The organism is Streptomyces sp. NPDC003077 (assembly GCF_040611095.1).
Taxonomy (GTDB): domain Bacteria; phylum Actinomycetota; class Actinomycetes; order Streptomycetales; family Streptomycetaceae; genus Streptomyces.
The window spans coordinates 1-26,830 of the sequence record NZ_JBEXNM010000074.1 but is presented as its reverse complement, the minus strand read 5'-3'; the positions used below and the strand labels follow the sequence as shown (position 1 = coordinate 26,830).

Sequence of the window (26,830 nt, the reverse complement as noted above, 5' to 3'; positions counted from 1 at the left end):
CCGCCAAAAGTTGATCATTTGGTTCAGGTGGTTACGGCCGGACGGAAACGAAAATCGGCAAACATTTGCCGATTCGGTAGTGCGGCAAGAATGCCCCCTGTATAGATGTCCGTTTCGTGCGCGATCGCGCCTAGATGTCCTGCGTCAATTTGTTGGGGGTTAAACCGTCTTCTCTAGCGGGAATTGTGTCCCGCGCCACAAGTGGTCAAGATCGCCTAAATCTTGCGTATGGTTCCTGCGGGAGATGGCAGGGCGGGGGCCGGCGAATGCGCCGACCCTCTTTTTTCATGCCCGAAAGCAGTTGTCTCCTGCGTAAAGCACGGGAAGAGGGAGGGCCTCATGATCGCCAAAGGGAACGAGCCCGACGGTAATGGCGCTGACGAAGAGAGGATCTCCTCCGAGGAGCGCCAGGGACAGCTCGCCGGGCAGTTCATGGGATTCGGTGGCCTGCTGAGAAGGTGGCGGAAGGCCGCCGGCGTTACGCAGCCCCCGGCCGCGAGAGCCCTGGGCATGGGCGTGCGTACCTACCGCAAGATCGAGCGTGGTGCGACACCGCCCCGCTTCACACGGGCTCAGTGTGATGCCCTGGCCACGCTGCTCAAGCTGGACCGGGACGAACGCCACGCGCTGCTGCTGTACAACGTGGGCACGTCCCTGGACCCGTCCACGACCGACAGCCACCCGGAGCTGCGTCGGGCGCTGCGCCTGCTCGTCGACCGGCAGATGCCGAGCCCGACCTACCTGTGCGACCGGTACTGGAACATCATCGCGTTCAACACGGCCATGGCCGAGTGGTGGCCCTGGGTCATGGAACCGCGCGCCAATCTCATGCGCTGGGCCCTGACCAACCAGGAAGCCCGCCCCCAGTACCACGACTGGGGCAAGCACGCCTCCGCGTACGTCAAGATGCTCAAGTTCGCCGAGGCCACCAACGAGGACGACGCCGAGCTTCGCCGGCTGATCGAGGACGTGAAGAAGGACCCCGACGTCCGGCACATCTGGGACACCGCCTCGGAGCTGGGCGAAACCCGCGACGGACACGTCTTCCGCATGAACGTCCCGGCCCTCGGCTGGGAGACCGTCGAGGTCGTCAGCCATGTCCTGTACCCGGCGAGCATGCCCGACTGCCGCTTCGTCGTCATCACCTGGGTCGAGGGAGACGAAGAAGACGACGAACGCGACGCCCTGGGCGGAGCCCGCAACGCGTGGGCCAACGTTTCGGCGGCCGGAAGGATCACGTCGGCGCGGGAGGAGGCCGGCGCACGCGCGAACCAAGCCGAGGCCGAGCGCCGCCGCCACGCGCACATGCTCACCGCTCGCCTCGTAGTGGACTCCGCTGAGGAGGCCGCCACCCTCGCCGGCGAGGACGCGGTCCCCCTGCCCGTCCTGAGCGGCTTGATCGGCCCGGATTGCCGACTGACTCTCGCGCCAGCTCACCGCACTGTCATCTGGGCAGCCGAGGAAGCACCGGGGGAGTGGGCCATCTCCGAGGTCGACGCCCAAGCGGTGATCGCCCGTGTGCCGCACGCGGCCCTCCTCGAAGAGGCCCGCGCCGAGCTGAAGCTCCTCACCCGCGCCGCACTGCCGGCCGGTTCGGGAGCTGCGGTCGAGCACATCCAGCAGTTGCTCCCCGAGCTCGAACAACGGGTCAACCTGCTGCGAGAAATCTGGCGGGACCTGTATGAGCAGGACAACGCCCTGCCGCCGGTACGCAGTTCGATCGACGGGTTCTGATTCAGCGTGCGCCAGCTCGGTGTGGTGAGCAGATGGGCATTGCACCGAGCTGCCGATGCCCGGGCCCTCATGGCGCCGTAGACAACAGCGGCAGGGACGCGGGTTCACCGCCGTCAGCGTCCCGTAGGACGGCACTTCTCTGCCCGGGCCCGGTGCGGTAGGCCGTACAGGCGAGCTGGCGGCGAAGGCGGCGTGGACCTGCTTGACGGCTCGGGGTTACGCCTTCAGCTTGTAGGTTCGGCGAGCGCCTGGTAGAGCAGCAGCGCGGACCACAAGCCGCTTGGTTTTTCAGCGTCGGCCGCCGGCGGAGGAAGGCGAGGAGCCGCGGCGCCAGCTGGAGGGCGCGCGGCTGCGGAACGTCTCTCCCGACAGCACGGCCTGCCGGTTGCGCTCGAACTCACCGGCCGCCCCGGCGGGCGAGCGTGTCTCGGGCGGGAAGACGCAGTCGCTGTGGGCCCAACCGGCGAAAACCTTCGTCACCAGCGTCTTGGCCGGGTACGGCTTCTCGCACATCGGGCAGGTCCCCGGATAGCGCGAGGGCGTGCCCGGCCCCGTTCGCTGCGGCGGGGCTTTCGGGGCCGCCCGGTCGACCGGAACGGGTGGCCCCGCCGAGCGCTGACCCGCCAGGGTGGCCCGTTGCAGGCAGGACTCATGGCAGGGCTTGCGCGACTTGCTCAGCTTCCACCGAGCGCCGCCGATCGACCGACGGCAGATGGCACACGGCCCGCTCGGCCGGTCTGATGAACTACCCCGTTCTGCCCGGGGCTTGGGGGTCTTCACGCAGCGGATCGTAGCGACGGGCTGGCCCGATCGGCACGGGTCCGAGAGTGTGTCACCCGTTCGGGGCGACGTTCGCCCCGCGCTCTCAAGGGCCTGCGGAACGTCCGTGTCAGGCGGGCCACCAGCCCCCTCCGTTCGGTACCAGGCGGCGATCACCGTACGGTGGACTCCTCGTCCGTCGCGTCGTCCTCGTCACAGGGGTCGCCGTCGCCGTACCAGGCCGGATCGCGCCGCGGACCGGGGCCGGACTTCCACTGCTCGCCGTGGACCAGGATCTCCCCCTCGGGCCACATCTCCCGTCCGGCGATCGCGACGATCTTGTCGGTGAGGTGGGTGGTCTTCTCAGACTCGGCGTCGAAGATTTCAGGCTGAGGAACAATGGTGAGCAGGTTTGGGGAAGGATCGGGCGACGGATGGGGACGAAGAGCGCCATCAGGGAAACGGGCCCGCAGCACTGCTCAGCTTCCGGCACCAGGTGTGTCGTCCCCGTCCTGGTCGGCGGCAGTGTGCCGGAGGCGGAGGCGGAGGTGGAGGGCGAAGACCCCGAGGGCTTCCTTGTCGGCCGGGTAAATGTTCCGGCAGGCGGCCAGCAGCTCGTCCCGATGCATGGTTTCACCGGCGATCGCGAAGTTGTCTTCGTTGTCCAGTAGCGATTCGAAGTCGGGGTATTCGACTTTGCCGGTGATGCGAGTGGCAACAGAGACGTCTCCGCAGCGGAACCAGAGGGTATCGCCCACGGCAATCCGGCGGATCTTGGGGTACCCGACGCGTACCTCGATGGTCTTGGCGCCGCTCTTGATCAACGCCAGGTTCTCCGCGCGGATGTTGAGTGAATGCGTGGCGGGGATGTCACCGGTGCCCAAGGCGGTCTCCTTCAGGTCTGCGACGGTGCGGAGGGATCAGTGGAGGTGGCCGACGCACTGATGCGTTCGCGCAGTTCCGCGACGGAGGAGTCCCGTGGGTAGCGGTGGCTCAGGACGGTGGCGAGGTCCGCGGCGCGGCTGCGGACGGATTCCACGACACGAGCGGAGTCGAGTGCCTGGTGGCCGAGTGCCACGGCGGCGTCCGGATCGCCGAGGTGGGCATGGGCCAGTCCCAGGTCGATGTGTGCGATCGCCTCGCGGCTGGGCGAGCGCGAGGCGGCGGGGGCCGACGCGAAGGCGGTCAGGGCCTGCTCGGCGTGCCGCTGCGCTGCCTGGGGCCGGCCGAGCCAGATGAAAGAGGTAGCCGGGTAGGAGGTCAGCGCGTATTCGGCCAGCGGTGCGACATCCATGCCGAAGCAACGTGGTGGCCGTGTCGGGAGCTGCTCGTAGGCGTCCTTGGCGACACGAAAGGCGGCATCGAAGCCGTCGGCGTCGCCACGGGCGGCACACGCCCGAGCGAGCTGGGCCTGCAATCGGACGGTGAGCGGGTGATCGGTCGGGGCCGCGGACAGGCCCTTCTCGGCGGCATTCCGGGCCTTGTCCGGCTGCTGCGCGTACAGGCTGATCGAGGCGGCGGCGTCCATGGCCCAGGCACACAACTCGTCGTGTCCGGCCTGCCGGGCATGGGCGAAGGCGTCGGTGGCGAAAGCGAGACCGGCCCGTGGGCTGCCCAGGTCGTGGGCGAGCCAGGCCAGCAGTTCGGAGAGCCATCCGGCGTATGCGTCCAGCTCGCGGCCTTGTCGGTTGGTGTGCCGGGCGGCGAGCAACCGGGCGACCTTGCGTCGGTAGTCCAGCACGGCGTCGAACAGGTCCCGGGGTGAGTGGAGCGAGTAGGCGTTGTTGAACTGTGCGGTGGCGTGGTCGAGGTGATCCAGCGTCCCCGCGCCGAGGGAGGTGGCCTCCGCTTGCTGAGTGAAGTCGAAAGCCTCGGCTGCGGCCTGGTCCAGCACGCGCGCCGTCAGGGCCGGGGAGGCCAGGGCGATCCCGGCGACCTTCACCATGTCGCGACGTTTCGTCGGTCCCACCTCCGCCGTTCCGGACGAGCCGTTGGCCGTGGCGCTGCCCGCTGCCGGGACGGGACTCGTCCCGGGCTCTTCCACCTTTCCATGCGGAGGTGAGCCGCGCGGCGAGTAGTCGCGGGCGAGGCCCAGGGCGACCGGATCGCTGGTGAACAGCCGACACAGCAGGTCCTGGTAGGTCAGGCTGGGCGGGTTGCCGGCCTCCCAGTCCTTCCACGAGCGCTCGGTCAATCCGATCTTGGGCAGCGACTCCTGTTGCACGAGCCGGTGTGCGGCGGCCACCGCCTCGGCGACGGTCCAGCCGAGCGCGAGGCGTACGCACTTGAGACGGTGGTGCCCACAGTGCGCCTCGATCTCGGTCGCGATGGCCATCACCAGCTCATGAGGGACCGCCGACGGGGAACCGGACCGGGCCAGCGCCCGTTCCCGCAGGCGTCGTCCGCAGGCGGCAACGTGCGGTTGCGAGGTGGTGGGAGTGCCCTTGTCCACCGCAGCCCCCTCTCGGCGCTTCTCCGGCCGCGACGTCCCGCGCACACGGTGCCGTGTGACATCCGCGGTCGCAAGGCGGCGCCGTTCGGGCGGTGCGCCCGCCCATTGGAGGCGGGCGGCTCTCACTACCGCGGTGGGCACGGGCGGAGCAGGCTGTTGTCCGGGCCGCGACCGCGGCCCTGCTCAGAGCCTCCCCGTTCCGGTGCCGACCGAACTCGGTGTCGTTCGTCTGTGGGAGGGGAGAGAAAGGCGGAACGCGATGGCGGCGGCAACGAGCAACGCGGCACCCGAACAGAGGTCGGCCGAGCCGGACGGCTTCGTGCTGGACATCACGCTGCTGGAGGTCGCGGACCCCGCGGGTCTGGTCAACATGACCGATGACAACTGCGGGTCCACGTGTGAGAAGACCACCTGCATCAGCGCTGCCTGATGCTCACGGGTGGCCGGCCGTCCGGGTGTCTTCCTCGCGTCGGCGGCGACGGTCGCCGTGCTCCAGCTATGACCGGGGAGAGCAGTGCGATCAACGTACGGCGGCGTGGCCGAATACCGTTCGCTCGGGTGGGCCGTGATCCGCTCCACACCTCATGCCGGACTGGGGCTGCCGCCGTGGCCCGACCTGTCCGCCGCGTCTTCGGAGCATGCGTTCCAGCAGGTGGGCTGGTTGCGTAGCGTCTGGTCGATCACTGCGGTGTCCGACGCCATCAGCCACGCCAGCTCGGACCTCGCCCGACAGGTCCACGCCGTGTGCGCCGCAGAGGCGCCGGCCGCTCGGGAGACGCGGCGCGCGGCGTTGTCCGTGGCGCGGTACCTGCTGCGGATGACCGGGCGTCCGACTCCTCGTGGCCTGTTCGCCGGGGTGGCGTACGCCCCCTTCGGGGGCCGGGCCGACCTGTGGTGGGGCTCGGAGCACCAGGGGGTGGCCAGGGCCGATGCCGAGTGGCTGGCCGAGGTCATCGCCCAGGTGGAGAGTCGACCGGACCTGCTGGAACGGCTGCTTGTGGTGGCCAACTCGACCATGACGGTGGTCGGTGACCACCTGGTGGTGCCGTATCAACCGCACCCGGAGGACCAGAGCGTGAAGGCCGTTGACGTCCACATCCGCTGTACCGCCCCGGTCCGCGCGGCGATCGAGGCGGCCCGCACCCCGATCCCGGCCGGGGAACTGATCCACAGGCTGCGGGGCGACTCCTCCCGCGTTCCGTACACGACGGCGACCGCGATACTGATCGGGCTCGTCCAGCAGCGCGCACTGATCACCAACGCGCACGCGCCCAGCACCGAACCGGACGCACTGCGGCACTTACTCCATGCGATCGGGAACACGGCGGACCCCCTCGTCACCGAACTTCAACAGGTCGACGCGCTGCTGAAACGCCATCAACGGGCCCTTGCTGATGAGGGCCGCAGGATCCGGGCCGACGCCGCCGCGGTGATGCGCCGCATCGCGCGGACACGGTGCCACCCGGTAACGGAGGACCTGCGGCTGGACGTGCAAGCCGTGCTTCCCCAGCAGATCGCGGACGAGGCCGGCCGCGCCGCCATGATCCTGGCCCGGCTCAGTAGCCGGCCCCACGGCTCCCGGGCGTGGTGCGACTACCACCGCCGCTTCTACGCCCGGTACGGGCCCGGTGCGCTGGTGCCCGTCCTGGAAGTCCTCTGCGATCGCGGTCTCGGCTGGCCCGATGGCTACCCCGGCACGTCACGGACCGCCTGCCGGCCGGAGCGATCGAGCCGGGACGCGGCTCTGCTCGCGCTGGTGCAGCGGGCCGTGCTGGACGGGCAACGGGAAGTGGTCCTCGACGACCGTCTGATTGCTGCCCTGGGGGCCGATGACGGTCGCGATGTCCGGCTTCCCGCTCACCTTGAACTGGCCGTCCGGGTCGAGGCGGCCGAGCTGTCCGCCGTACGACGCGACCGGTTCCGCCTGGTGGTGACCTCCGTTTCCCGCGCGGCCGGCGTCACGACGGGACGCTTCCTCAGCGTGCTGGACGCCGCCCACCGGGCCGAGGCCGTCAACAGCCTCGCCTCCCTGCCCGGAGACGACGCGGACACGGTCTGCGCCCAGCTCTCCTTCCCGCCGCTCAATTCCGCCACCGCCCATGTGACACGGGCCCCGCGCACCCTGCCCCTGGTGATCACCCTCGCCGAACACCGGGACACGACCGGCGCCGACATCCTCACCGTGGAGGACCTGGCAGTGGGCTGTGACAGCACCCGCTTGTACCTGGCGGCGCCTGACCTGGGCAAACGCGTAGAAGCATGGGGGATGCACGCGCTCAACCTGCGCACCTACAGTCCGCCGCTCGCCCGCTTCCTGACCGAACTGCCCCGCGCGCAGCACACCCAGGTGACCGACTTCGACTGGGGCGCGGCGGCCGACCTGCCGTTCCTGCCCCGGCTCCGCTACGGACGCACGATCCTTTCCCCTGCCCGGTGGCGGCTGGGCGCCGAGGAACTGCCCGGCCGGTCCGCCACCTGGGCGGACTGGGACAGCGCCCTGGCCGGGTGGTGCCGCCGCCGTCGCACGCCCCAGCGGGTCCACCTCACCGACGGCGACTGGCGCCTGCCCCTGGCCCTGAGCGATGCCGGACACCGGGTGCTGTTGCGCGAGCACCTGCACTCCTACCCCTATGCCGTACTGGAGGAAGCCCCGGCCGAAGACGCGGTGGGATGGTGCGGAGGACAGGCCCACGAGATCGTGATTCCCCTGGCCGTGCGCCGGCCGAAGGCACAGGCAACGCCGCCTGCGCCGGTCCGTGAGCGCCTGGTCACCGGCGCGCACGGCGACCTTCCCGGGCTGTCCCCGGTGCTCTTCGCCCAGCTCTACGGCGACGCCCGGCGCCAGGACGCCGTTCTCGCCGAACATCTGCCGACCCTCCTCGGGCAGTGGGACGGCGAGGAGCCGATCTGGTGGTTCCTCCGATCCCGCGAACACGAGCAGGACTGCCTCCGGCTCCGTATCCGGCTGCCCGCTGCTACCCCGGCCGCCTTCGGGGAGGCCGTCGGACGCGTCAGCTCGTGGGTGGCGGATCTGCGCCGGTGGGGGATGCTGCGCGAGGTGGCCTACGCGACCTCGTACCCGGACACCGGGCGCTGGGGGACTGAGGCCGCACGGGCTGCGGCCGAGGACGTGTTCGCCGCCGACTCCCGCGCGGTGCTTGCCCAGCTCGCGCAGCCGTCCCGGCCGCACCGGCAGGCACTCACCGCCGCCCACTTCACCGCGCTCGCCACCGCGTATACCGGCGGCACCCTCCCCGGCCTGCGGTGGCTCATCGAGCACGTACCGGCCGCCTCTCCCGACGCCGTCCCGCGGCTGGCGTTCGCCGACGCCGTACGGCTGGCCGATCCGCGCGACGGCTTCGCCGCGTTGCGACGCTCCCCGGGAGGCACGGCGATCGTGGATGCCTGGGAGGAACGGTCGACGGCGGTGACGGCCTACCGCCGCCACCTGCCCGGCCCGCACACCCGGGGCATCGACGCGGACGCGGCTCTCGGCGCCCTGCTGCACGCCCACTTCCTGCGGGCCTACGGCGTGGACCGGCAGGCGAAGGCGGTGTGCCTCTACCTCGCCCGAGCGGCGGCCCTGGCCTGCCTCGCGCGCACGAACGGAGGAGGACCGCCGTGACCTTGGAAGACGCCCTGGAGATCGCGGATCGCCTCGCGCGGCCGACAGACCCGGCCCTGCCGCACGGACGGGCGTGGTGGCCCCAGTCCCTGGCGCACGGCGTCCCGGGGATCGCGCTGCTGCACACCGAGCTGGCCGCGGCCGACCTGCGCCCGTGGCGACGCGTCCACGACTGGCTGACCCTCACCGCGACCCGACCCCTCACCACCGGCCCCAGTACGGGGCTGTTCTACGGGGCCCCGGCCGTCGCCTACGCGCTCGCGGCGGTCGCGACCGTTCATCCCGGCGCCTACCGGCAGGCTCTCCAGGCCCTTGACCAGCAGATCGCGGCCGACGCCCACCGCCGCGCCCAGGAGGGCGGCGACCGCATCCGGGCCGGGCGCCTGCCGGTACTGGCGGAGTTCGACCTGATCCGCGGCCTCGCCGGGCTCGGCACGTACCTGCTGCGTCGCCGGCCGGGCGGCGCCGCCGTGCGAGCGGTGCTCGACTACCTCGTCCAACTGACCAAACCCCTGACACGGGGCGGCACCGCGCTGCCGGGATGGTGGACGCCCACCGGGCCCGCCGGCCGCATGGACGAGGAGGAGTTCCCCGGCGGCCACGGCAACGCGGGCATGGCCCACGGCATCAGCGGCCCGCTCGCCCTGCTCGCCACCGCCACCCTGCACGAGGTCACGGTCCCGGGCCAGAAGGACGCCATCCACACGATCTGCGCGTGGCTGGACTCCTGGCGCCTCGACACACCCACCGGCCCTCGATGGCCGTACCTGATCACCCGGGACGAGCTGGACACCGGGCCGACGAACTCGCACCACCACAGCGGCGCGAACCGCCGACCCTCATGGTGCTACGGAACGGCGGGCCTGGCCCGCGCCCAACAACTCGCCGCCCAGGCCCACGAGGACCTCCCCCGCCAGTGCTCCGCCGAAGACGCCCTGCTCGGCGCCCTGAACGATCCCGCACAGCTCGCGATGACGAGCGACGCTTCCCTGTGCCACAGATACGCCGGCCTCGCGAGCATCACGGCCCGCGCGGCGACCGACGCCGACACCACCGCCGCGTCGGCCCTGCGGAAGCTGAGCCAGAACCTGCTGGCCGCAGCCCCGTACCCCGCACCTGATGCCGGTCCGGGACTGCTCGAAGGCAGCGCCGGAACGGCACTGTCCACCCTCACTCTGACCACGGACCAGCCGCCCGCCACGGGCTGGGACGCCTGCCTGCTGATCACCTGATCGCCCCGCGTCCACCCGAAGGGAACCTTTGATGCCGCCCGCGCCCGACTGGCACCAAATCACATGCGAGTTCACCGACCCCCACACGGCCGACCAGACAGCCGCCCACCACCTCGCCCCCGCCCTCAACACGGCAGAGGACCCCGGCGTCCGCCGGACCTGGTGGTTCCTGCGCAAGGCCCCCGGATGGCGACTGCGCTTCCAACCGGACGCCCCGCACACCTCCGCGGTCACCGAGCTGCTGGCCCGGCTCACCGCCGACGGCCACCTCGCGAGCTGGACGCGAGGCATCTACGAACCCGAAGCACTCGCCTTCGGCGGCGCGGCGGCGATGGACGCCGCCCACACCCTCTTCCACCACGACAGCCAGTGCATCCTGAACCGGACCGATCTCCGCCTGGGCCGGCGAGAGAGCACCGTCCTGCTGTTCAGCGCCATGCTGCGCGCAGCCGGACTGGACTGGTTCGAACAAGGGGACGTCTGGGCCAAGATCACCGCCCTGCGACCCGCCCCGCAGGCCCGGTCCTTGGCTCCCGAGCCGTCACTCGGCCGGGCCGTACGGCACCTGATGACCGCCGAGCCCCGCAGCGTGCCGGACCTCCTCCCGGACCCATGGCTCACCGCCTATGAGACCGCCGGACGAGCCCTCGCTTCCCTCGCCCGACGCGGGCAGTTGGAACGCGGCCTGCGCGCGATCTGCGCCCACCACTTCCTCTTCCACGCCAACCGCGCCGGCCTGACGGGGGCCGAGCAGGCGACCTTGGCGGCCCTGGCCGTGCACGCCGTCTTTCACTCTCCGGATCAGCCCATTTCCCCGTGCGCCACCTCCGGCACCTCTATGGTCCGTGACATGACGACCACCCTCAGTGACACGCCGTCCTCCTCCGCTGACGCCCTCCGCAACGAACTGGCCGACCACCTGCGGGAGACGAACACCGTCCGCAGCGCCACCGTGGACGCCGCCTTCCGCAGCGTGCCCCGGCACGCCTTCGTGCCCGGCGTGCCGCTGAAGGAGGCGTACGCGGACGATGCCGTCTACACCAAGCGCGACGCCAACGGCGCCCGGATCAGCGCCGCCTCGCAACCGAAGATCGTCGCCATGATGCTCGAACAACTCCGGCTCGAACCCGGCCACGGCGTTCTGGAACTCGGAGCCGGAACGGGGTACAACGCCGCCCTGATGGCCGCGATCGTCGGCGAAGCCGGATGCGTCACCACCATCGACGTCGATGCCGACCTGGTCGACGGCGCCCGCAAGCACCTCGCCGCCGCGGGCTTCAGCACCGTGGAGGTGATCCTCGCCGACGGCGCCCTCGGCCACCCCGACGCGGCACCGTACGATCGGATCATCGCCACCGTGGGCGCCTACGAGATCCCCACCCCGTGGCTGGACCAGCTCGCCCCGCACGGGCTCCTGGTCGTCCCCCTTCGGCTGGCCGGCGCTGCCTCCCGCAGCATCGCCTTCCACCGCGGCGAAGCCGGGTGGACCAGCCGGGAAAGCGAAATGGCCGTCTTCATGCCCCTGCGGGGCATCGGCGACGACGCGCGGCGCGTCATCGACCTCACCGGCGACGGCACGGTGACCTTGCAGACCCACAAGGACAACGCCGGCGCCACCGACCCCGACGCGCTCGACGGGGTTCTCGAATCGCCCCGGAACACCGTGTGGACGGACGTGCTCTTCGCGCCGATGGAGTCCTTCGAGTGGCTCGACCTGTGGCTGGCCTGCCGCCTCCCCAACCCGATCATGCGCATGGACGTCCAGCCCACGGCGAAGGACAGCGGCCTAGTCTCGCCCATGTTCCCCGTAGCTGCCATGTCCACCACCGCCGCGGACGGCAGCCTGGCCTACCTCACCATCCGGCCCGCCGAACCCGCCGCCGACGGAGGAAAGCGCTACGAGGTCGGCGTCATCGGCCACGGACCCACCGGCGCGGCCCTCGCGGAACATGTCGGGCAGGAGATCAACACCTGGCACGAGGGCTTCCGCAACCGCACCGTCCGCTTCGCCATCCCCACCACCCCCGACACCCCGGCCCCCGACGCCGGCCGCTTCGTCCTCCACCGCCCCCACCATCCGATCACCGTCGCCTGGGAGTAACCGATGGACCCCGCCGGGCCAACAGCACGTCGTTTCCCCCTCGTCGCCCGCGCCCGACCCGCCTGCACCCCGCTGCCCCAACGCGTCGCGGACCTGTGCGCCCGGGCCCGCACGGCGGAACGCGACAACGACATGGCCTCGGCCGCCGCCGTGCACAACCTGGCCGCGCTCCTCGCCTCCGACTGCGGCCTGCCCGAACTGGCCCGGCACTGGTGCCACCGGCAAGCCGACGTGTACCTGCGCGCCCATCCCCTGGACGCGCTGACCGCGTGCTACGCCCTGGAGCCCCTCATCAACCTGGCTCGCCCCCATACCCGGGCGGGGGAGGGGGACCGCGCGTACGAACTCGTCCAGAATCTCTTCACGGCCGTCTCCTCCCGCAACGACTCCACCATCGACGGCATCGAGATCCCCGCCGCCCACCTGACCCTCACCACCGAAGCCCACCACCAGGTGTGCAAGTGGTTGTGGGCGACGCTGCTGGCCACCGGCGCCCGCGCACTGGCCGCGGCCGGCCGCTGGGAAGAAGCCCGGGCCCGGCTCCACGAGCACCACGGCATCGGACAGCGCATGCTCGACGGCCGCCAGGTGGCGGTTCTCGCCCGAGCCACGGCAGGCGACACCGACGACGCCCTCACCCTCTGCCGCACCACCCAACCCGGAGACCCCTGGGAGAACACCGTCACCGCGTGCTTGACACTACTGTGCCGCAAGGACACCTCCACCAGCAGGAGCCTGATCGACCTCTATCAGAGTCTCGATACTTCAGCCCGTGGTCTGGCCGTCTTCCATGTCCGGCTCGGGCTGTCCGCGATCGATGCCCTCGGCGGTGTAGAACACCGAGCAGCGCTCTCTCTAGCGGCCCAGGTGATCCAGCAGGCCCGCGAGGCCCGCGATGGATACGCGGCCCGAGACGTCCTGCACCACGACGGTCGCACATTCCTTCTTAGAGCAAGCGAGCGGCGCGAGCTGACGGAGACAGTGGCTTCGTGTTCTCTGGGACAGGGCTATATACCGGGCAACTTGCGCGGTGACCTGGAAAGGGCCTTGGGCGGCAGTACAGCCGTTCTCAGGCGAACGCTTGCGGCAAAGCCGTCGTAGGCAGGAAGCGCCGGTCCGTGCCCACGGGCTTGTGTCTGCTGTGTTGGTCGCATGATGTTCGCCGTCGGCCTGGACTTTTACGAATAGGGCGACGTCTGGGCCCAGGTAGCCGGACACCGAGGTGACGACGAGAGAGAGCCATCCCCAGCCCTGCGCCTCGGAGCAGATGCTCATCACCGCCCAAGGCGACACCGACGACAGCCCCTCACGCGGCTGCCGGACTCGCTGGCCGCCTTCGAGGACGCCGGACGGGTACTCGCCGACCCCGTCCACTACGGACAGATCACCCAAGGGCCAAGGGCCGTGTTCACCAATCACCTGCTGTTCGCCTTCAACAGGTTCGGCAATTCCGCGGCCCCACCAAAACGTCCTGGCGTCCGCCGTCAGCCGCGTGACCTTCCACCGGAAACCGATACCCGACCGGGACATCTGTGCAATCGGCGACCCGGCGCCAACCAGGCTGTCGTCCCCGACGAGCACTTCGCCCTGTACCTGGCGGGACTGTGTGCGATGGCTTCGCACACCGACGCGCACAACGACGCCTGGGGAGAGTCAGTTTGGCGCAGTTTTGTGCCACGAACGCCAGGTCGCCCAGGACCTTTTGGATGCGGCCCGGCCCCGCTGGGACTGCTGCTGGACCGGGGCTTTACCGGCGAGGCCTTCACGCAGGACCAGGCCGCCCACGGCCGCATGGTGGTCGTTGCCCCGAACCGGGAGGAACGCCGGCGGATGTCCTGGGCCCAGCGCCGCCCGATAGCCGCCTTCCGCAACCGCATCGAGACCACCAACGGCGAAATCACCGAACAACTCGGACTGGCCCACCACCACGCCCACACCTTCTGGGGCCTGCTCACCCGCACCGCCGCCACCCCTCTGCGCCCACACCCTCCTTATCCTCAACGCACTCACGTAACACGCCTCAGGCGTGTTGCCGGCCCCGGGGTGCGGTGGTGACCGGCTACCGCGGTGGCTGCCTGTGGTGGGGTTGCCTTTGTGCGGGGGTGACGGTGATGACGGGTCGGTAGTGGGCGGTGGTTTCGGGTTCGGCGACGGGGCGGTTGTCGGCTTCGACCCAGGCGTGGGCGGTGAAGGGCTGGGTGCGTACTCCGGTGCGCCAGGTGGGCCAGGTACCGTGCATGCGGCACAGCAGTGCGGTGGCCAGGGAGCGTTGCAGGCAGCCTTCGCCGGCGCAGGCCACGCTGAGTGCGACGATCTGGTTGCGGGCGGCCTCGGCTTCGGCGTAGGTGGCGGGCCGGGCTCCTTTGCGGGTGGTTTCCATCAGGGAGCGGATGCGGCGTGGGGGGAGTTTGGCCAGTGCCCAGGCCAGCGCGATGGCCAGCCGTGCGGGGGGCTGCCGCCATCGGGCGGGGCGGCGCGGCGGCTCGGGCAGGGCGGTGGCGACGCTCATCGGCTCCCTTTCCGCCATGCCTTGGCAGTGCGCAAAGCCGTGCCCGCGGTCGTGCCGCAAGTGTCGCTGGCAGCGGTGACGCCGGTGTCGGCGGCGATGCCGGTGTCGGTGAGTTGTTGCAGGAAGTGGCGCAGGTCGGTGGTGGCCCGCTCGATCAGGTCGGGGCGGTCGCCGGCCAGGAGGGCGGCGGCGTGGGCGGGGTCGGCCCCGTCGAGCAGGGCGCGCAGGGCTGTGGCCGCGGGCTGGTTGAGTTCGAAGTAGCGCCCGGAGTCCTCGTCCAGGACCACCATGCCGGTCTCGGTGTCGGTCAGGCTGACGTGCGGTTTCAGGCGCAAGGTCACGGGCGCTCCAGGAAGGCCGGGCCGGGCGTGGTGGTCGAGCGCAGCCAGTGCTCGCAGGCCAGGGTGTTTTCGAGGTGGACGTCGGTGCGCGGGCCGGGTGCGGACAGTGCCTGGCGCAGGCCGACCGGGTCGATCAAGCCCCGCTCGGCCAGCACGGAGTGGTCCGCCAGCGCGGACAGTTTCGCGCGCTGCTCGCGCAGTGCCTGGTAGACGGTGGCGGTGCCGGCGCCTTTGGTCGCTCGGGAGTGGAATTCCTCGGGGAGGATGCCGCGCAGGCCGGCTTTCAGCAGGGGCTTGTAGGCGAAGGGGGTGCCGCGCTCCTCCAGGCGGACGGCGAGGCAGGAGTCCAGCACCCTGTCGTCGAGGAACGGCAGGGCGATCCAGGGCTGGGGGTGTTCTTGGCGCAGGTGCCGGTAGAGGCGGGCGGCGGTGTGCACGCGGTGCAGCGTGGCGTGCTGGCCGCGGTCCGGTACCAGGGGCGCGGCGGTGCGCGCTGCCTCGTGGAGGGTGTCGGCGGCCAGGTCTCGGGCGGCGGGGGTGGCCCAGGGGGCCAGGGCCAGCGGCTCGCCCCAGCCGAACGGTCCGCGGGCGGGCTCGGTGTTCTTCAGCCGGGCGGCTTCGCCGGCCAGCCACTGTGGGTAGGAGCGGGTGTCGGCAAGCGCGTGCAGGGCCGCGCCCTGCAGCCAGCGGCGGCGGGCGCGGTGCCCGCGCAGATGGCGCAGGGCCGTCAGGGGGCGGCGGCGGACCAGGCCGTGCAGGTAGCCCGGCGGAGCCTGAAGGACTTCGTCACCGCCGTGGCCGGCCAGCTGCACCGAGGCGCCGTGGCGCAGGTAGGTGGCGGCAAGGAACTCCAGGTCGGCGCGTCCGCGCAGCAGCGGCGCCGCGGCATCGGCGGTCGCCCTCGCTTCCAGGCCGGTGTACTGCCCCGGCAGGCTCGCCCCGGCGATGTCCAGCGCCACAGCCTCGTCCGGGGCGCGGCCTTGCTGCGGGTGCAGGTGTTCTCTGGCGATGGCGGCCCAGTAGGGGTCGTCGTTGGCGGTATCCTCGTACGTCACGGTCAGCGTCACCGGCACCGGACCGCGGTCACGGGCGAGGAAGGCCAGCGAGGTGGAGTCCAGGCCGCCGGACAGGTCGCAGCCCACCCTCCTGCCTGCCGCGTCCTCGCGGCCCACGCGTTCAGCCACCGCTTCCCGCAAGGCCTCCCGCAGGAATTGAGCCCCGGTGACCAGCGACACATCAGCAGGCGGCGGCTGCCACCACCGGCGCACCCCGGGCGGGCCGGAGGCCGAAACGGTGAGCGCGCTGCCCGGGGGCACGGCCTCCACTCCCCGCCAAGGGGTCAGGTCGTCGGCCGGAGCGGGCGGGCCGGGAACAAGCAGTGCCAGTGCCAGATACCGTTCGTCCAACGCCGCACCCGTCAACCGGGCGAGGATGTCGGCCCGGTCGGCGGCTACCGCGATCCCGCGCCAGCGCGCCCAGAACACCCGCCGCAATCCGGAGGCGGTGCCCTGCAGGCGGTACCGGCCATGCGCCGTGACCGCCACATGGCAGCTCCCCCGCATCAGCGCGGCCACCTGGTCGACATCCGCCAGGTCCCCGGTGTCCCGGACGCGGGCCAGGCAGCGGCGCACCGTCTGCGCCGCCGGCCCCTCACCGGCCGCGGCCTGGTTACGGGGCGCGCCATCGACGCGGTCGGGTGCCGCGTCCGGGGACCCGGCCGCGGTGCCCGGCGCGTGGCCGAGCACCGCCAGCCGCGTGCCGCCCGCAGCGAAAGAGCGCACCTGGCACGCCGGCATGTTCCCCACCAGCCACGGGCGGCCCGAAGCATGGGGCACCAGCAACGCATGCGCACCCCCAAGGTGCTCCGCGGCAGCCTCGCCCGAACGGCAGTCCGGAACAGCGGCGAACCAGTACACGTCACCCCCACCACGAGCAGAACATCGGAAACCGCCGGCCGATCAGGACGTCCTCACAGGAAGCGCCCGACGAACCCCTCGCTGTAGCTGCCGGTGGAGCCGCGCGTGTCCTCGGCGAACGCCCCGGCCTCCACCAGCACCGGCGACTCATACCCCGCGCCCTCCGCCGGAAGGACCGCCTCGGCCCGCAGGCCCATCTTCGTCGCGTCGTGCATGACACTCTCCTTCAGTAGCCGAAAGTAGCGAACTGCGTTCGCTCCGTTCCCCCCAGCGTGTGACGGCGGCGTCAATCCCCACAATCCCCCCAAAGTGGTGTTTGCGGAACCAAGTACGGATTCAGGGGGCCCCGCACGGAATCCACCCACCTCTCCCCCCGGGGTTACCAGCCGTAGAGAAGAAAGCGAGACCACGCTGGCAAGTGCCCGCTGCTAAGTGCTGCGGCGGGTGGCCCAGCACTGGCGCGCGCTGCCGGCGGTGTGGAGGATCAAGGCATGCAGCGCATTCTCGTGTTGGGCGGTTCCTGGTTCCTCGGCCGTGCCGTCGTTGACGGGGCTCTGGCTCGTGGTTGGCATGTGACGACCTTCAACCGCGGGCTGTCCGGAGGGGACTTGCCCGGCGTTCACACCGTCCACGGCGACCGGACGAGCCCCGCCGACCTCCGTCGTCTCGCGGAGACGGCGCGATGGGACGCGGTGATCGACACGTCCTCCGGCGACCTCGCCCCGCGAGAGGTACTGGCCGGCGCCCGGGCATTGGTGAGCAGCACGAAGCGATATGTCTATGTATCGACCGTCAACGCCTATCGGGGCTGGCCGAGTGAGCCGCTGACGGAGGACTCGGAGGTCCTGGACGGGCCGCCGGACGCCGATGCCGACTACGGGGTGCTGCCGCCGGGCTGGGAGGGCCCCGACTGGTACTACGGACGGCAGAAGGCCGGGGCCGAGCGCGCGGTCCGGGAGGTGTTCGGCGCCGACGGCGCCGTCGTCCTGCGGCCCGGGGTCATCCTGGGGCCCGGGGAGTATGTCGGGCGCCTGCCGTGGTGGCTGCGCCGGGCCGAGCGCGGCGGCACCGTGCTGGCGCCCGGCGACCCGGCCAAGAGCATTCAGCCCGTCGACGTGCGTGACGTGGCGGCCTTCGCGCTGGACCAGGCGGTGGCCGGTAACGGCGGGGACTACAACGTGGTGGCGCCGGTCGGCCGGGAGACGATGGGCGGCTTCTTGGATGCCTGTTTGAGGGTGACCGGCCGTCGCGGTCGCCTGGCCTGGGTGCCGGACGAGCTGCTGGTGGAACACGGGGTGGGGCAGTGGACCGAGCTTCCGTTGTGGCGGACCCACGCGGGGGTGTGGAACATCGCTTCCGACCGGGCGCGGGCGGCGGGCCTGGTGTGCCGGCCGCTGGCGGAAACGGTCGAGGCGACCTGGGCGTGGCTGCGGGCGGGGGGCGCGCCGGTGCCGCACCCCCGGTGGGAGGAGCACGGCATCGCCCCGGAGAAAGAGGAACGTATCCTCACCGCCGCTCGGGCCGCGTCAGCCCTCGATGGCCCAGCGCGCTGAGCCACTGAGGACGCGGGCGACGGCCAGGGAGGTGAACTCCTCGATCTGCTCGCCGAGGTCCCGGGCCCGGACCGAGCCCCGGAACTCTGCCTCGGTGAGCTGGGTGCGCAGGCCGGCCAGCCGTTCCAGGACGCCGGCGCCGCGCCACTGGGTGGGGACCTGGAAGACCGGCTCCACGGCCTCGGCCGCCGCCTCCAGCTCGCCGAGCATGAGCCGGGCCCGCGCCAGGTCGATGCGGGCCTGGGAGGCGACGACCTGCGAGGGGTCCCCGTCAGCGTGCTCGGTGAGCAGGGTGAGCGCGCGGGCCGCCGAATCCTCCGCGCCGGTCGCGTCGCCCAGCAGCAGGTAGCTGGTGGCGGTGCTCATGGCCACGCGGTCCGCGGAGAAGCCGAACTCGCCTCCGATGTCGTCATGGAGGTCATCGCGCCGGGCGTTGTGCTGCTCCGTCGACGCCCGGATGGCGGCGGTGGCGCGCTGCGGGTCGCCCAGGTGGGCGTAGGCGCGGGCCTCGATGACCGACAGGCGGGTGGTCGCCGTGCTGCCCAGCCCCGTGAAGTGCTGGGCGGCGTGGACGTGGCGTACGGCTTCGGACGGCCGCCCGTCCCAGTACGCCAGGAAGGCGAGGATGCCGCTCGCGTACGCCTGGAGCGGGCCGTGCTCGATCAGTTCGCCGTACAGGACCGCGGTCCGTGCCAACTGGACGGCCGGGGCCATGGCGCCGAGGTCGAAGCTGACGCCGGACAGCAGCGCCGACGCTTCTCCCGCGGCGAGGTAGAGCTGCTGGCGCTGCCGGGGCACCTGGGTGCGTTCCAGCATCGTCTGGGCGATGAGCAGCAGTTCTTTGGCCCGGCGGTGCACCTCTGAGGGCGGGGTGCGGGAGTAGCCGCGGGCGAGGGCGATGAGGTCGTCGCGGAGCTGGTCCAGCGTTATGTCGGGCACCCGGAGACAGGCGGCGTCTCCCGCGTGCTCGGCAGCGTCCCGAGCGGTCATGATCAGTTCTCTTTCGTCGATCGTGGGGCGAGGATCGGGGCAAAGCGGGGGCGAAGCGGGCACGAGGGCGGTAGCGGGTTCGAAGAGGCTGCGCGCGGTGTGGGCGGGCCCGTACAGGTGCTCCAGGATCAGCAGCGCGGGCTGTAACGGAAGCGTCTGGAGGCGTCCGGAGGTCCACCGGCGGAACGTGGCCTCGGCGACGGTGGCCGTGGCGATGGCGCGATCGCCCCGCAGCTCGGCCACCTCCCGGGCGGCTCGTTCGTAGTCCGCGACGAACATCCCGTACGTCTGGCCCCGCTGTTCGACCAGCAGGCCCAGCACCGTCTGTGCGGCCACGCGTGCTCCCTCCGCGATGCCCGGCGCAGGAGCGGCCGGGCACTGACTATCGTCCACGGCCACTGTTCCCGAACCTGTGCGCGAAGCAACGCCGTTGCCGCAGGTGATACCCAGGTGATCGGTTCATGTGCACACGTGGCACGAGCGGGTCACGAAGTGACATTCCCGCGGCATGGCGATGATCGCGGATCCGGCGGAATCCTGTCCCCGCCCTTCCACCGCATTCGGCCTCCGGCAACCCGCCGACTCAGCGGTGCGGACCGTTCCTCACCCACGCTGGAGATCTCATGGCCACCCCTCCGCCCGCCTCACCCTTGCTGGACATCAGAGGCAGCGCGGTGATCCTGGACACCTCGGACCGCGTCCTGATGGTCCAGCCCACGGGCGCCGAGTCCTACGAACTGCCCGGGGGCGTCGCGGAGCCGGGCGAGGAGGACTGGCAGGCCATGGCCCGCTCCGTCCGCACCCAGCTCGGCCTGGTCGTCTCGCCCTTCCGCCTGCTCGCCAAGGACTTCCTTCCCGCCCAAGCGGAAGGGGGTCCGGTCGGCTACACCTTCGTGTACGACTGCGGTCGCTACGCCTACGACACGCCGATCGTCGTGCCCGGCGGGGAAACGGGCGTGGCCGGCTACGCGTGGGTGGCGATATCCGCGCTGGAGCACCACTGCCGGCCCGAGCACGACCGGCTGGTCATGGCCGCGCTGACCGCCCGTACGGAAGGCACGACCGCGGTGTTGCGCCGCGGTGCGCCCGCCTACGCGGTGGAGGGCTGAGCGGTGCGGAACCGGACAGCCTCCATCGCTTCCGCCACCAGAACCGGGATGCGGTACGAGATCCGCCCCTCGCTCACCGGCGACTACGACGCGGTCGCCGATCTGATCGAGGCGCGCCTGTCGGCACTGGGGGACCGATCCGCCGACGCGCTGGATGTCGAGCGGACCAGCGTTCTGGACCATGTGGGGAAGCGCGTGTCCGAGCGGCCGGTGGTGTGGCTGCTGTGCCGGGGCGCGGAGGTGGTGGCCTGCGCCGCGGTGCGGGTGGGGACGCCCGCCTGGGGGTGGTGGCCTCGCCAGCTCGCGGAGGCGGCGCTGCACGTGTCGGTGTTCACCGATCCCGAGCGGCGGCACGAGCGGCTGAGCCGGTTCGTGGTGTGGTGGGCGCTGGACTACGCCTGGCGCCTGGGCCAGGAGGGCGGACCGCAGATCCGGTGGGTGCGCGGCAGCACCGACTCGGAGGCCGTGATGCGCCTGGCCCGCGACGAAGCCGGCTTCGCGGCCCTGCCCGGGGTCTCCGGCGGGCGGCACGCCTTCTTGTTGCAACGGGCGCCGCAGGAGATGGGCCGGCTCCGGTCCTTCCTCGCCTCCCGCCAGACCGGCCTTGTGCGGTGAGACGGACCCGAGCACCCGGGTGATCGTATGAACGCGTTCCCCTCCTGGATCGCCCCGGCCCTGCTGGCCTGCCTGATCGGCGTCGCGCTGTACCTGCTGCACCGCCTCGGCGACGACGGCAGCCACGGCGATGACGCGACCGCCTCCGACCGTTCCCGCACGACGCCGGGCCCCTCCCGCTCCGCTCACGGGCCGGACGCTCGCTGAGTTTCCCCGTTCCCCATCCGATCCGCCCGTCCGTTCCGTCCATCCGAGCCTGACGCTTGAGAGGAACCGCGCATGACCCACCGCCGTCGGCCGCCGACCCGGATCTCCCCGCCCAGCCCCGAACCTCTTTTCCCTCGTTCGGGCTCGGGCCGCAGGACGACGGTGACAGCGCCCGTGGTCGACCGGCCGCTGCTGGGCTTCGCCATAGCGCCTCTCCCCGAGGCCGCGCACCGCGCCCGGCACCGGGTGCGCGATGTCTTGCTCACCCACCGCACGGCCGCCGTTCTGGTGGACGACCTGGAGGTGATCACCAGCGAACTGGTCACCAACGCCGTCCAGCACGGCCACGACCAGGCACTGATCGGCGTGCGGCTGACGCTCACCTGCCACGGGTGGATCGTGCTGGAGATCAGCAACAAGCCCTCCGGACCCACCGGAACCGTGCCGACCCGCCAGGACGCGGACGCGGAGGCCGAAAGCGGGCGGGGCCTGGCCCTGGTGGAATCCATCGCCCGGTGCCACGGCGCCGGGTACGGCGCCGACGTGGACACCGGCGGCGCCATCACGACGTGGTGCTCCCTGCCGTACCGGGCGGAGGCCGCCTGATGACCTTCGCCCCCACGGATCACCGTTCCGGCCTTCCCGTGTGCACGACACCGGAACGGTGCAGCCCCCCGCGCCCGTTGCCCGGCCCGTTCCCGGCAGGCCGGAGACCCCAGCGGGCGCGGGGCCGGCACGCACCACGCCACCGACCCGCGTCCGCTCGTGCTCGCCGTCGGTACGCGCACCACCACCGGGCCGCGCGCCGTGCCTTGGGAGGCAGCATGTTCCTGGAGAACTCCTACGAGATCGGCACCGCCTACCGGCGCGGCACGCCCGTCGGTGTCATCCGGCGCCGGTTCGGCATCACCAACACACAGCTGTACCGGGCGGTGGGCGAGAACGGTCTCCAGTTGCGCAACGCCCCTCCGATCCCACTGGAGAAGATCGTGGCCCGCGCCTGGACCGACACCGTCAGCGAACTGGCGGCCGTCTACGGCCGGTCGGAATCCTGGATCTCGGGCGTCCTGCGCAACGCCGGGCTCATCGTCCACCCGGGCCGCCCCCGCACCCGCCTCGGGCAACGACTCCCCACCGTCGAGCGGGTCGTCCAGCCCACCCACCGGTGCCCGAACCCGTGGCACAACCACCCCGTCTTCGACCGCCACGGCACGCTCACCGGCCGGTTGTGCAAGTGCTGCGCCCACTGGGAACCCGTACCTCCCGATGGCGCGGGCCCCTCCCTTGGAGGGCCGTGACGTGCCCCGGTTACGCAGGGCTCGGCACCCGCACCCCGGCCGGCTGCGGCGCGGATGCGCCGTCCTGTCCCGGCACCGTGCCGCGTTCGCGCTCGCCGCCGGGCTGCTCCTCGCCGCGACCTACCTGCTGCTCGTCCGGCCCCTGCTTGTTCTGTCCACGAGATAGCTCTCCGCCCGGCCGCACGTCAGACCGCGTCGGGCGGCAACGAAACGAGCCATCATGGTCCTTCCTGGCACTGCCTCCTCCCACCCAGCCCGCCCACCCCGCGGCCTTCAACGGCTGGTGCGACAGCGGAGGAAACCCCGCTCCGACGCGGACCGCCAAAACGGCGCGGCCGTCCCCGAGGCCACCTCGGAGATGCTGCTGTTCGGCGGCCCGCTGCGTTACGACGTCGGCTGGACCAGCCACGACGACGCCTTCCTCCACCTGAGCCTGTTCGGCATGGTGCGCCGCCTGCCAGGCCTGCTGGCCCAGACCGCGCGCCTGGCCCACCGCGCCGACCGTCGCGCCCTGGGGACGGTGGTGGTGGCGGAGGTCGGCCGGGGCGGCTGCGCGGCCGGCAGCCTCCTGGCCGTCAACCAGGCGCTCGCCACCCTGTTGGGCGGCGGGCTGACCACCGAGCGGCTGCGCGCGGCCGTGCCCGCGATCATGGTCGTGGCCGTGCTCGGAGCCCTGTCCGCGCTGCTGCGCGCGGCCTCGATCGCCGGGACCGGGCGGCTGGAGCCGAAGGTGGAACGGCTGGCGACCGAGTCCTATCTGGAGGCCACCGCCGCCATCGAGCTGGAGGCCATCGAGGACGACGAGTTCCACCGCACGCTGGACTCGGCGCAGTACGGGGCCGGGGCGGCCCGCCGCATGATCAAACAGTCCACCTCCGTGATCAGCGCCCTGGTCGCGCTGGTGGCGGCCGGGGGCGTGCTCTCGGTGCTGCACGTGGCGCTGCTGCCGATGCTGGTACTGATGACGGTGCCCAGCGCCTGGGCCACCCTCATCACCGCCCGCCGCCGCTACGTCTCCTTCAAGACGTGGACGCAGCACGCCCGGGCGGGAAGGCTGATCGCCAGTTTGCTGATCTCCCCGCACGCCGCCCCCGAGGTGCGGCTGCACGGCGTCGGCCGCTTCCTGCTGCGGCACTTCCGCGCCATGTCCCAGACCTACGAAGGCGAACAGAGCCGCCTGGCCAAGCTGGCGGCCCGCACCGGGCTGATCGGGGCGGCCTGCACCGGCGCGGCGGCGCTGGGCACCTTCGCCACCCTGGGGCTGCTGCTGTGGAGCGGGGCGATGGCGCTGTCCGCGGCCGGCACCGCCGTCCTCGCCATCCGCAGCGGCGCCGGCTCCCTGTCCAACCTCGCCCTGCAGGTCAATGCCCTGTACGAGGAGGGCCTGTTCGTCCAGGACCTGCAGACCATCCGCGCCGAGGCCGCCCGCCGCCGCATCCCCACCGGGGGGATACCCGTCCCCAAGGACGTTCGCGAGATCCGCTTCGAGAACGTCAGCTTCACCTACCCCGGCACGGACAACACCCCGGCCCTGCACGAGCTCTCCCTGACCATCCCCCTGGGCAAGGTCATCGCGATCGTCGGCCGCAACGGCTCCGGCAAAACCACCCTGGTCAAACTCCTGGCCGGCCTCTATCAGCCCGGCCAGGGACGCATCCTGTGGGACAACCTGGACGCCGCCGCCCTCGACCGCGAACAGCTCTTCGCCCGCATCGCCACCGTCGGCCAGGACTTTCACCGCTGGCCCTTCACCGCCCGCGTCAACATCGGCATCGGACGCCCCGACGCCCCACCAAACCCCGACCGGCTACGGGAAGCCGCCCAATACGCGGACGCCGAAGAACTCCTCGACGAACTCCCGCGCGGCCTGGACACCCTGCTCGCCCGCGGCTACCAAGGCGGCCACCAACTCTCCGGTGGCCAGTGGCAGCGCCTGGGGATCGCCCGAGCCCGCTTCCGGCACGGCGACATCCTGATCGTGGACGAGCCGACCGCCGCGCTGGACCCGGAGGCGGAGCAGGCCGCCTTCGCCAAGATCCGCGCCGGGGCGCAGGACGGCCAGACCGTCATCCTGATCACCCACCGGCTCTACTCGGTCCGCCACGCCGACTTCATCCACGTCCTCGATCACGGCCGCCTCAGCGAATCGGGGACCTTCGAGGAACTGATGGCCGCCCGTGCCGGCTTCCACCGGATGTACGAGCGGCAGCGCGCCCAGTACCAGCCCGCCTCCAGCCCCCCGACGTGAACGCGTCGTTCGGCCCGCCGTCCACGCGGCCGGTCCGCCTGCGTCCCAGCGGGCCCGTGTCCCCACTCGTTCTTGGAATCGGAAGGTTTCCCATGTGCCAGCACTACCCGCCCTGCCCTGCGGTGGATGCCTCTGACAGACAGGCCGCAGCCTTGGCGGCCTACCACCCCGAACAGGGCTGGAGCCGGCTGTGCAACGGCCTCATCGTCTTCGAGGACACCGGGGAGGTCCTGCCGGACGGACGCGCCATCGAGCCCTGGCGCAGCCGCCTTGGGACGGCGGCGTGAGCAGCCAGTGCCGCCCTGATTGGCGGTTGGCCGAACGCGGTCGGTGGGCTCGCTCCGCGCCCCCGCCGCACCTGGCTCCCGGCACGTTGTCCGTCGGGGTGGGGGAGGGCGTGACGCGGGTGTTCGCCGCCATCCACGGGGTGGAGATGTGGCTGGCGAACCGTCTCCTGCGGACCTTGCCGGCCCGGCTGGCGGAGAAGGGGGGCTGGCTGTACGACAAGGAGAAGCAGCTCCACCTCGCCAGCGACACCAGCCGCAAGCACGGACTGTGCCACCAACTGGTGCTGGGACGCAGCGGGCGACGCATCGTCCACTACACCAGCACCCACCCCGACGCCACGTGCTCCCGACGAGTGTCCGCGCCGCCCGCCGAGGCGCCCTTGTGGCTTCCCGATCCCCGCTACCCGGCCGGACCCCCCGGCGAAGCGCGCCTGCCGTGGCGGTATGTGCTGCGGGCCAGTTCGGCCTCGTCGGTGCTCATGGCGCCGGAAGTGATCGAGTGGTTCGCCCGGGAAAGGAACGGGCACCCGGCCACACCCTCCACCGTGATCGACGCCTACGTGGCCGCGGTCCGGCACGTCCCGGCGCTCGCCGCGCTGGTTCCCAGCGGGAGGACCGGCCGGTATGCGGTCTACGACCAGGGGGCCGATCTGCTGTGGACGGTGGTGGTCCGCCGGACGGTACCGGCCAAGCCGCTGGCGCTGGCCGTCCACCACCCCATCAACGTGCCGGACGAACCCCTGCGCCGGCTGTCCGAACCGACACCCGTCCTGGGCGGCGGCCGACGCATCCCGCGCCCGCGGGCCGACGTCGAACGCTGGGCCCGGCTGTGACGCCCCTTCCGCTTCCCGACAACGACGTACGGAAGACCCCATGACCGCACGCATGCCGATCCCGTGGTTCGTCCCCTGGAGCGGCGAGCGGCCCATCGCCCGCCCGATGATCGCGACGAGCCGGGGCCTCGCCTACCAGGACGAAGGCCCCCTCGACCGCGACGAGGACGACGTCCTGCTGGCCTGCCTCGCGCCGTCCGCACCAGGCCAGGCCGGAAAGCCGGACCTCGGTGGGGTCCACCCCCAGCGGCAACGGCAGTGCATGACGAGCCTGCTGTGCCACTGCTGCGGCGGACCCGCCGACCGGCGGCGCGGGCAGGGCGTCCTGTGGCTGCTGGAAGACGACCGAGGCGCGTGGGAGACCTGGCCGCGCGGGCTTTGGACCGTGCACCCGCCGGTGTGCGTGCCCTGCGCCGGACAGGCCGTCCGATACTGTCCCCACCTGCGCCGCGAGGGCGCGGTGGCGGTCCGGGTACGGGAGTCGGAGATCGTGGGGGTGCACGGCACCCGGTACTACCCCGCCGCACCCCGTCCCCTCCCGGCCGGCAAGGTCACCGCTGCCTTCGGCAGCCCCCTGGTCTCCTGGGTGATCGCCGGGCAGTACGTCCGGTCGCTCGACGTCTGCGAGCTCGTGGACCTGGACGAGGAGCTGGAGACCGGAATCGTCCGTCCCGCCGGGCCGCCCTGACCGGCTTCCGCCGGCACACCTCACCGTGCCGCGCGGACCCGCGCGGTCCTCCTCGTCGCCGGGCGGCATCGGCCGCACCCGGGCCAGGGGACGCCCGGGTGCGGCCCCCACTTCCCGCGGGCCGTCACCCGTGGGAAGCCGCGGACGGACGTCGCTGGGGCGCAGCGTCCCGTCCGCACCCGTGAGGGCTCGCCCAATCCCCCGATACGGCGGGCCCCGGCTGGGCACGGCGCCCGTGCGCCGTGCCCGGTCCGCCGGTGCCGAAGCGGCAAGATCGGAAGAGCGTCGTGGTGGGAAAGAGTGTTTACGGCGGTGTGTAGATATAGGTGGTGG

The 26,830-nt window shown here is 71.7% G+C and carries 27 protein-coding genes; 18 read left to right on the top strand and 9 right to left on the bottom strand.

Annotation, left to right across the window (positions count from 1 at the left end):
• Window positions 1–339: 339 nt before the first annotated feature.
• Window positions 340–1,734, top strand: a complete 1,395-nt coding sequence (locus ABZX96_RS32390; protein ID WP_355551296.1) for a helix-turn-helix transcriptional regulator — start codon at window positions 340–342, stop codon at window positions 1,732–1,734.
• Window positions 1,735–2,022: 288 nt separating this feature from the next.
• Here the strand turns inward: ABZX96_RS32390 and ABZX96_RS32385 are convergent, their stop codons facing one another.
• The 4 genes from ABZX96_RS32385 to ABZX96_RS32370 all read right to left on the bottom strand — a co-directional run bounded on the left by ABZX96_RS32385 (window position 2,023) and on the right by ABZX96_RS32370 (window position 4,945).
• Entirely contained in the window at window positions 2,023–2,247 is a 225-nt protein-coding gene (locus ABZX96_RS32385) for a hypothetical protein (RefSeq protein WP_355551295.1), read from the bottom strand.
• Between the two features lie 419 nt (window positions 2,248–2,666).
• Window positions 2,667–2,969 (bottom strand): hypothetical protein, encoded by a 303-nt coding sequence (locus ABZX96_RS32380; protein WP_355551294.1) that lies wholly within the window; start codon window positions 2,967–2,969, stop codon window positions 2,667–2,669.
• A 3-nt stretch (window positions 2,970–2,972) separates the two neighbouring features.
• Window positions 2,973–3,377: an ASCH domain-containing protein gene (locus tag ABZX96_RS32375; RefSeq protein ID WP_355551292.1), complete on the bottom strand. Its 405-nt coding sequence runs from the start codon at window positions 3,375–3,377 to the stop codon at window positions 2,973–2,975.
• Between the two features lie 11 nt (window positions 3,378–3,388).
• Window positions 3,389–4,945 carry an XRE family transcriptional regulator gene (locus tag ABZX96_RS32370; RefSeq protein WP_355551291.1) on the bottom strand — a complete coding sequence of 519 codons (1,557 nt, stop codon included), beginning with the start codon at window positions 4,943–4,945 and terminating at the stop codon, window positions 3,389–3,391.
• Window positions 4,946–5,204: 259 nt separating this feature from the next.
• Between ABZX96_RS32370 and ABZX96_RS32365 the strand changes: the two genes are divergently transcribed.
• The 6 genes from ABZX96_RS32365 to ABZX96_RS32340 all read left to right on the top strand — a co-directional run bounded on the left by ABZX96_RS32365 (window position 5,205) and on the right by ABZX96_RS32340 (window position 13,958).
• Window positions 5,205–5,375: an FxLD family lanthipeptide gene (locus tag ABZX96_RS32365; protein WP_355551289.1), complete on the top strand. Its 171-nt coding sequence runs from the start codon at window positions 5,205–5,207 to the stop codon at window positions 5,373–5,375.
• A gap of 105 nt (window positions 5,376–5,480) precedes the next feature.
• On the top strand, window positions 5,481–8,570 hold the full coding sequence (locus ABZX96_RS32360) for a lantibiotic dehydratase (protein WP_355551287.1): 3,090 nt from the start codon (window positions 5,481–5,483) through the stop codon (window positions 8,568–8,570).
• The gene (locus ABZX96_RS32355) at window positions 8,567–9,802 is read left to right on the top strand and encodes a lanthionine synthetase C family protein (RefSeq protein WP_355551285.1); all 1,236 of its coding nucleotides are present in this window, start codon (window positions 8,567–8,569) and stop codon (window positions 9,800–9,802) included. Before ABZX96_RS32360 ends, ABZX96_RS32355 begins: the two co-directional genes overlap by 4 nt.
• A 31-nt stretch (window positions 9,803–9,833) precedes the next feature.
• A complete protein-coding gene (fxlM, locus tag ABZX96_RS32350) occupies window positions 9,834–11,903 on the top strand; it encodes a methyltransferase, FxLD system (protein ID WP_355551283.1) in 2,070 nt (689 codons plus the stop codon).
• Between the two features lie 3 nt (window positions 11,904–11,906).
• The gene (locus ABZX96_RS32345) at window positions 11,907–13,004 is read left to right on the top strand and encodes a hypothetical protein (RefSeq protein WP_355551281.1); all 1,098 of its coding nucleotides are present in this window, start codon (window positions 11,907–11,909) and stop codon (window positions 13,002–13,004) included.
• 303 nt (window positions 13,005–13,307) lie between these two features.
• Window positions 13,308–13,958 carry a hypothetical protein gene (locus ABZX96_RS32340; RefSeq protein WP_355551279.1) on the top strand — a complete coding sequence of 217 codons (651 nt, stop codon included), beginning with the start codon at window positions 13,308–13,310 and terminating at the stop codon, window positions 13,956–13,958.
• A gap of 4 nt (window positions 13,959–13,962) precedes the next feature.
• Here the strand turns inward: ABZX96_RS32340 and ABZX96_RS32335 are convergent, their stop codons facing one another.
• From ABZX96_RS32335 to ABZX96_RS32320, 4 genes are all read right to left on the bottom strand, one after another.
• On the bottom strand, window positions 13,963–14,412 hold the full coding sequence (locus tag ABZX96_RS32335) for a lasso peptide biosynthesis B2 protein (protein ID WP_355551277.1): 450 nt from the start codon (window positions 14,410–14,412) through the stop codon (window positions 13,963–13,965).
• On the bottom strand, window positions 14,409–14,753 hold the full coding sequence (locus ABZX96_RS32330; RefSeq protein WP_355551275.1) for a lasso peptide biosynthesis PqqD family chaperone: 345 nt from the start codon (window positions 14,751–14,753) through the stop codon (window positions 14,409–14,411). The genes ABZX96_RS32335 and ABZX96_RS32330 overlap by 4 nt, the downstream gene beginning before the upstream one ends.
• Window positions 14,750–16,534, bottom strand: coding sequence for an asparagine synthase-related protein (locus tag ABZX96_RS32325; RefSeq protein WP_355551273.1), 1,785 nt, complete (start codon window positions 16,532–16,534; stop codon window positions 14,750–14,752). The genes ABZX96_RS32330 and ABZX96_RS32325 overlap by 4 nt, the downstream gene beginning before the upstream one ends.
• Window positions 16,535–16,722: 188 nt before the next feature.
• Window positions 16,723–16,884: a lasso RiPP family leader peptide-containing protein gene (locus tag ABZX96_RS32320; protein WP_355551271.1), complete on the bottom strand. Its 162-nt coding sequence runs from the start codon at window positions 16,882–16,884 to the stop codon at window positions 16,723–16,725.
• Between the two features lie 276 nt (window positions 16,885–17,160).
• Between ABZX96_RS32320 and ABZX96_RS32315 the strand changes: the two genes are divergently transcribed.
• Window positions 17,161–18,222 carry an NAD-dependent epimerase/dehydratase family protein gene (locus ABZX96_RS32315; protein ID WP_355551269.1) on the top strand — a complete coding sequence of 354 codons (1,062 nt, stop codon included), beginning with the start codon at window positions 17,161–17,163 and terminating at the stop codon, window positions 18,220–18,222.
• Here ABZX96_RS32315 and ABZX96_RS32310 read toward each other — a convergent pair.
• Window positions 18,196–19,548: a hypothetical protein gene (locus tag ABZX96_RS32310; protein WP_355551267.1), complete on the bottom strand. Its 1,353-nt coding sequence runs from the start codon at window positions 19,546–19,548 to the stop codon at window positions 18,196–18,198. The two genes, ABZX96_RS32315 and ABZX96_RS32310, sit on opposite strands and share 27 nt — an antisense overlap.
• A 287-nt stretch (window positions 19,549–19,835) precedes the next feature.
• Between ABZX96_RS32310 and ABZX96_RS32305 the strand changes: the two genes are divergently transcribed.
• The 10 genes from ABZX96_RS32305 (at window position 19,836) to ABZX96_RS32260 (ending at window position 26,497) form a co-directional block, all read left to right on the top strand.
• Window positions 19,836–20,321: an NUDIX hydrolase gene (locus tag ABZX96_RS32305; RefSeq protein ID WP_355551265.1), complete on the top strand. Its 486-nt coding sequence runs from the start codon at window positions 19,836–19,838 to the stop codon at window positions 20,319–20,321.
• 3 nt (window positions 20,322–20,324) lie between these two features.
• A complete protein-coding gene (locus ABZX96_RS32300; RefSeq protein ID WP_355551264.1) occupies window positions 20,325–20,936 on the top strand; it encodes a hypothetical protein in 612 nt (203 codons plus the stop codon).
• Between the two features lie 27 nt (window positions 20,937–20,963).
• Window positions 20,964–21,143, top strand: a complete 180-nt coding sequence (locus ABZX96_RS32295; RefSeq protein WP_355551262.1) for a hypothetical protein — start codon at window positions 20,964–20,966, stop codon at window positions 21,141–21,143.
• Window positions 21,144–21,305: 162 nt separating this feature from the next.
• Complete coding sequence (locus tag ABZX96_RS32290) at window positions 21,306–21,749, top strand: ATP-binding protein (protein ID WP_355551260.1); 444 nt, start codon at window positions 21,306–21,308, stop codon at window positions 21,747–21,749.
• A gap of 218 nt (window positions 21,750–21,967) precedes the next feature.
• A complete protein-coding gene (locus tag ABZX96_RS32285; protein WP_355551258.1) occupies window positions 21,968–22,441 on the top strand; it encodes a hypothetical protein in 474 nt (157 codons plus the stop codon).
• Window position 22,442: 1 nt separating this feature from the next.
• Window positions 22,443–22,607, top strand: a complete 165-nt coding sequence (locus ABZX96_RS32280) for a hypothetical protein (protein WP_355551256.1) — start codon at window positions 22,443–22,445, stop codon at window positions 22,605–22,607.
• Between the two features lie 192 nt (window positions 22,608–22,799).
• Window positions 22,800–24,689, top strand: coding sequence for an ABC transporter ATP-binding protein (locus ABZX96_RS32275; RefSeq protein ID WP_355551324.1), 1,890 nt, complete (start codon window positions 22,800–22,802; stop codon window positions 24,687–24,689).
• A gap of 92 nt (window positions 24,690–24,781) precedes the next feature.
• On the top strand, window positions 24,782–24,976 hold the full coding sequence (locus ABZX96_RS32270) for a DUF5999 family protein (RefSeq protein ID WP_355551254.1): 195 nt from the start codon (window positions 24,782–24,784) through the stop codon (window positions 24,974–24,976).
• A gap of 110 nt (window positions 24,977–25,086) precedes the next feature.
• On the top strand, window positions 25,087–25,809 hold the full coding sequence (locus ABZX96_RS32265; RefSeq protein ID WP_355551252.1) for a hypothetical protein: 723 nt from the start codon (window positions 25,087–25,089) through the stop codon (window positions 25,807–25,809).
• A gap of 40 nt (window positions 25,810–25,849) precedes the next feature.
• A complete protein-coding gene (locus ABZX96_RS32260; protein ID WP_355551250.1) occupies window positions 25,850–26,497 on the top strand; it encodes a hypothetical protein in 648 nt (215 codons plus the stop codon).
• Window positions 26,498–26,830 lie beyond the last annotated feature (333 nt).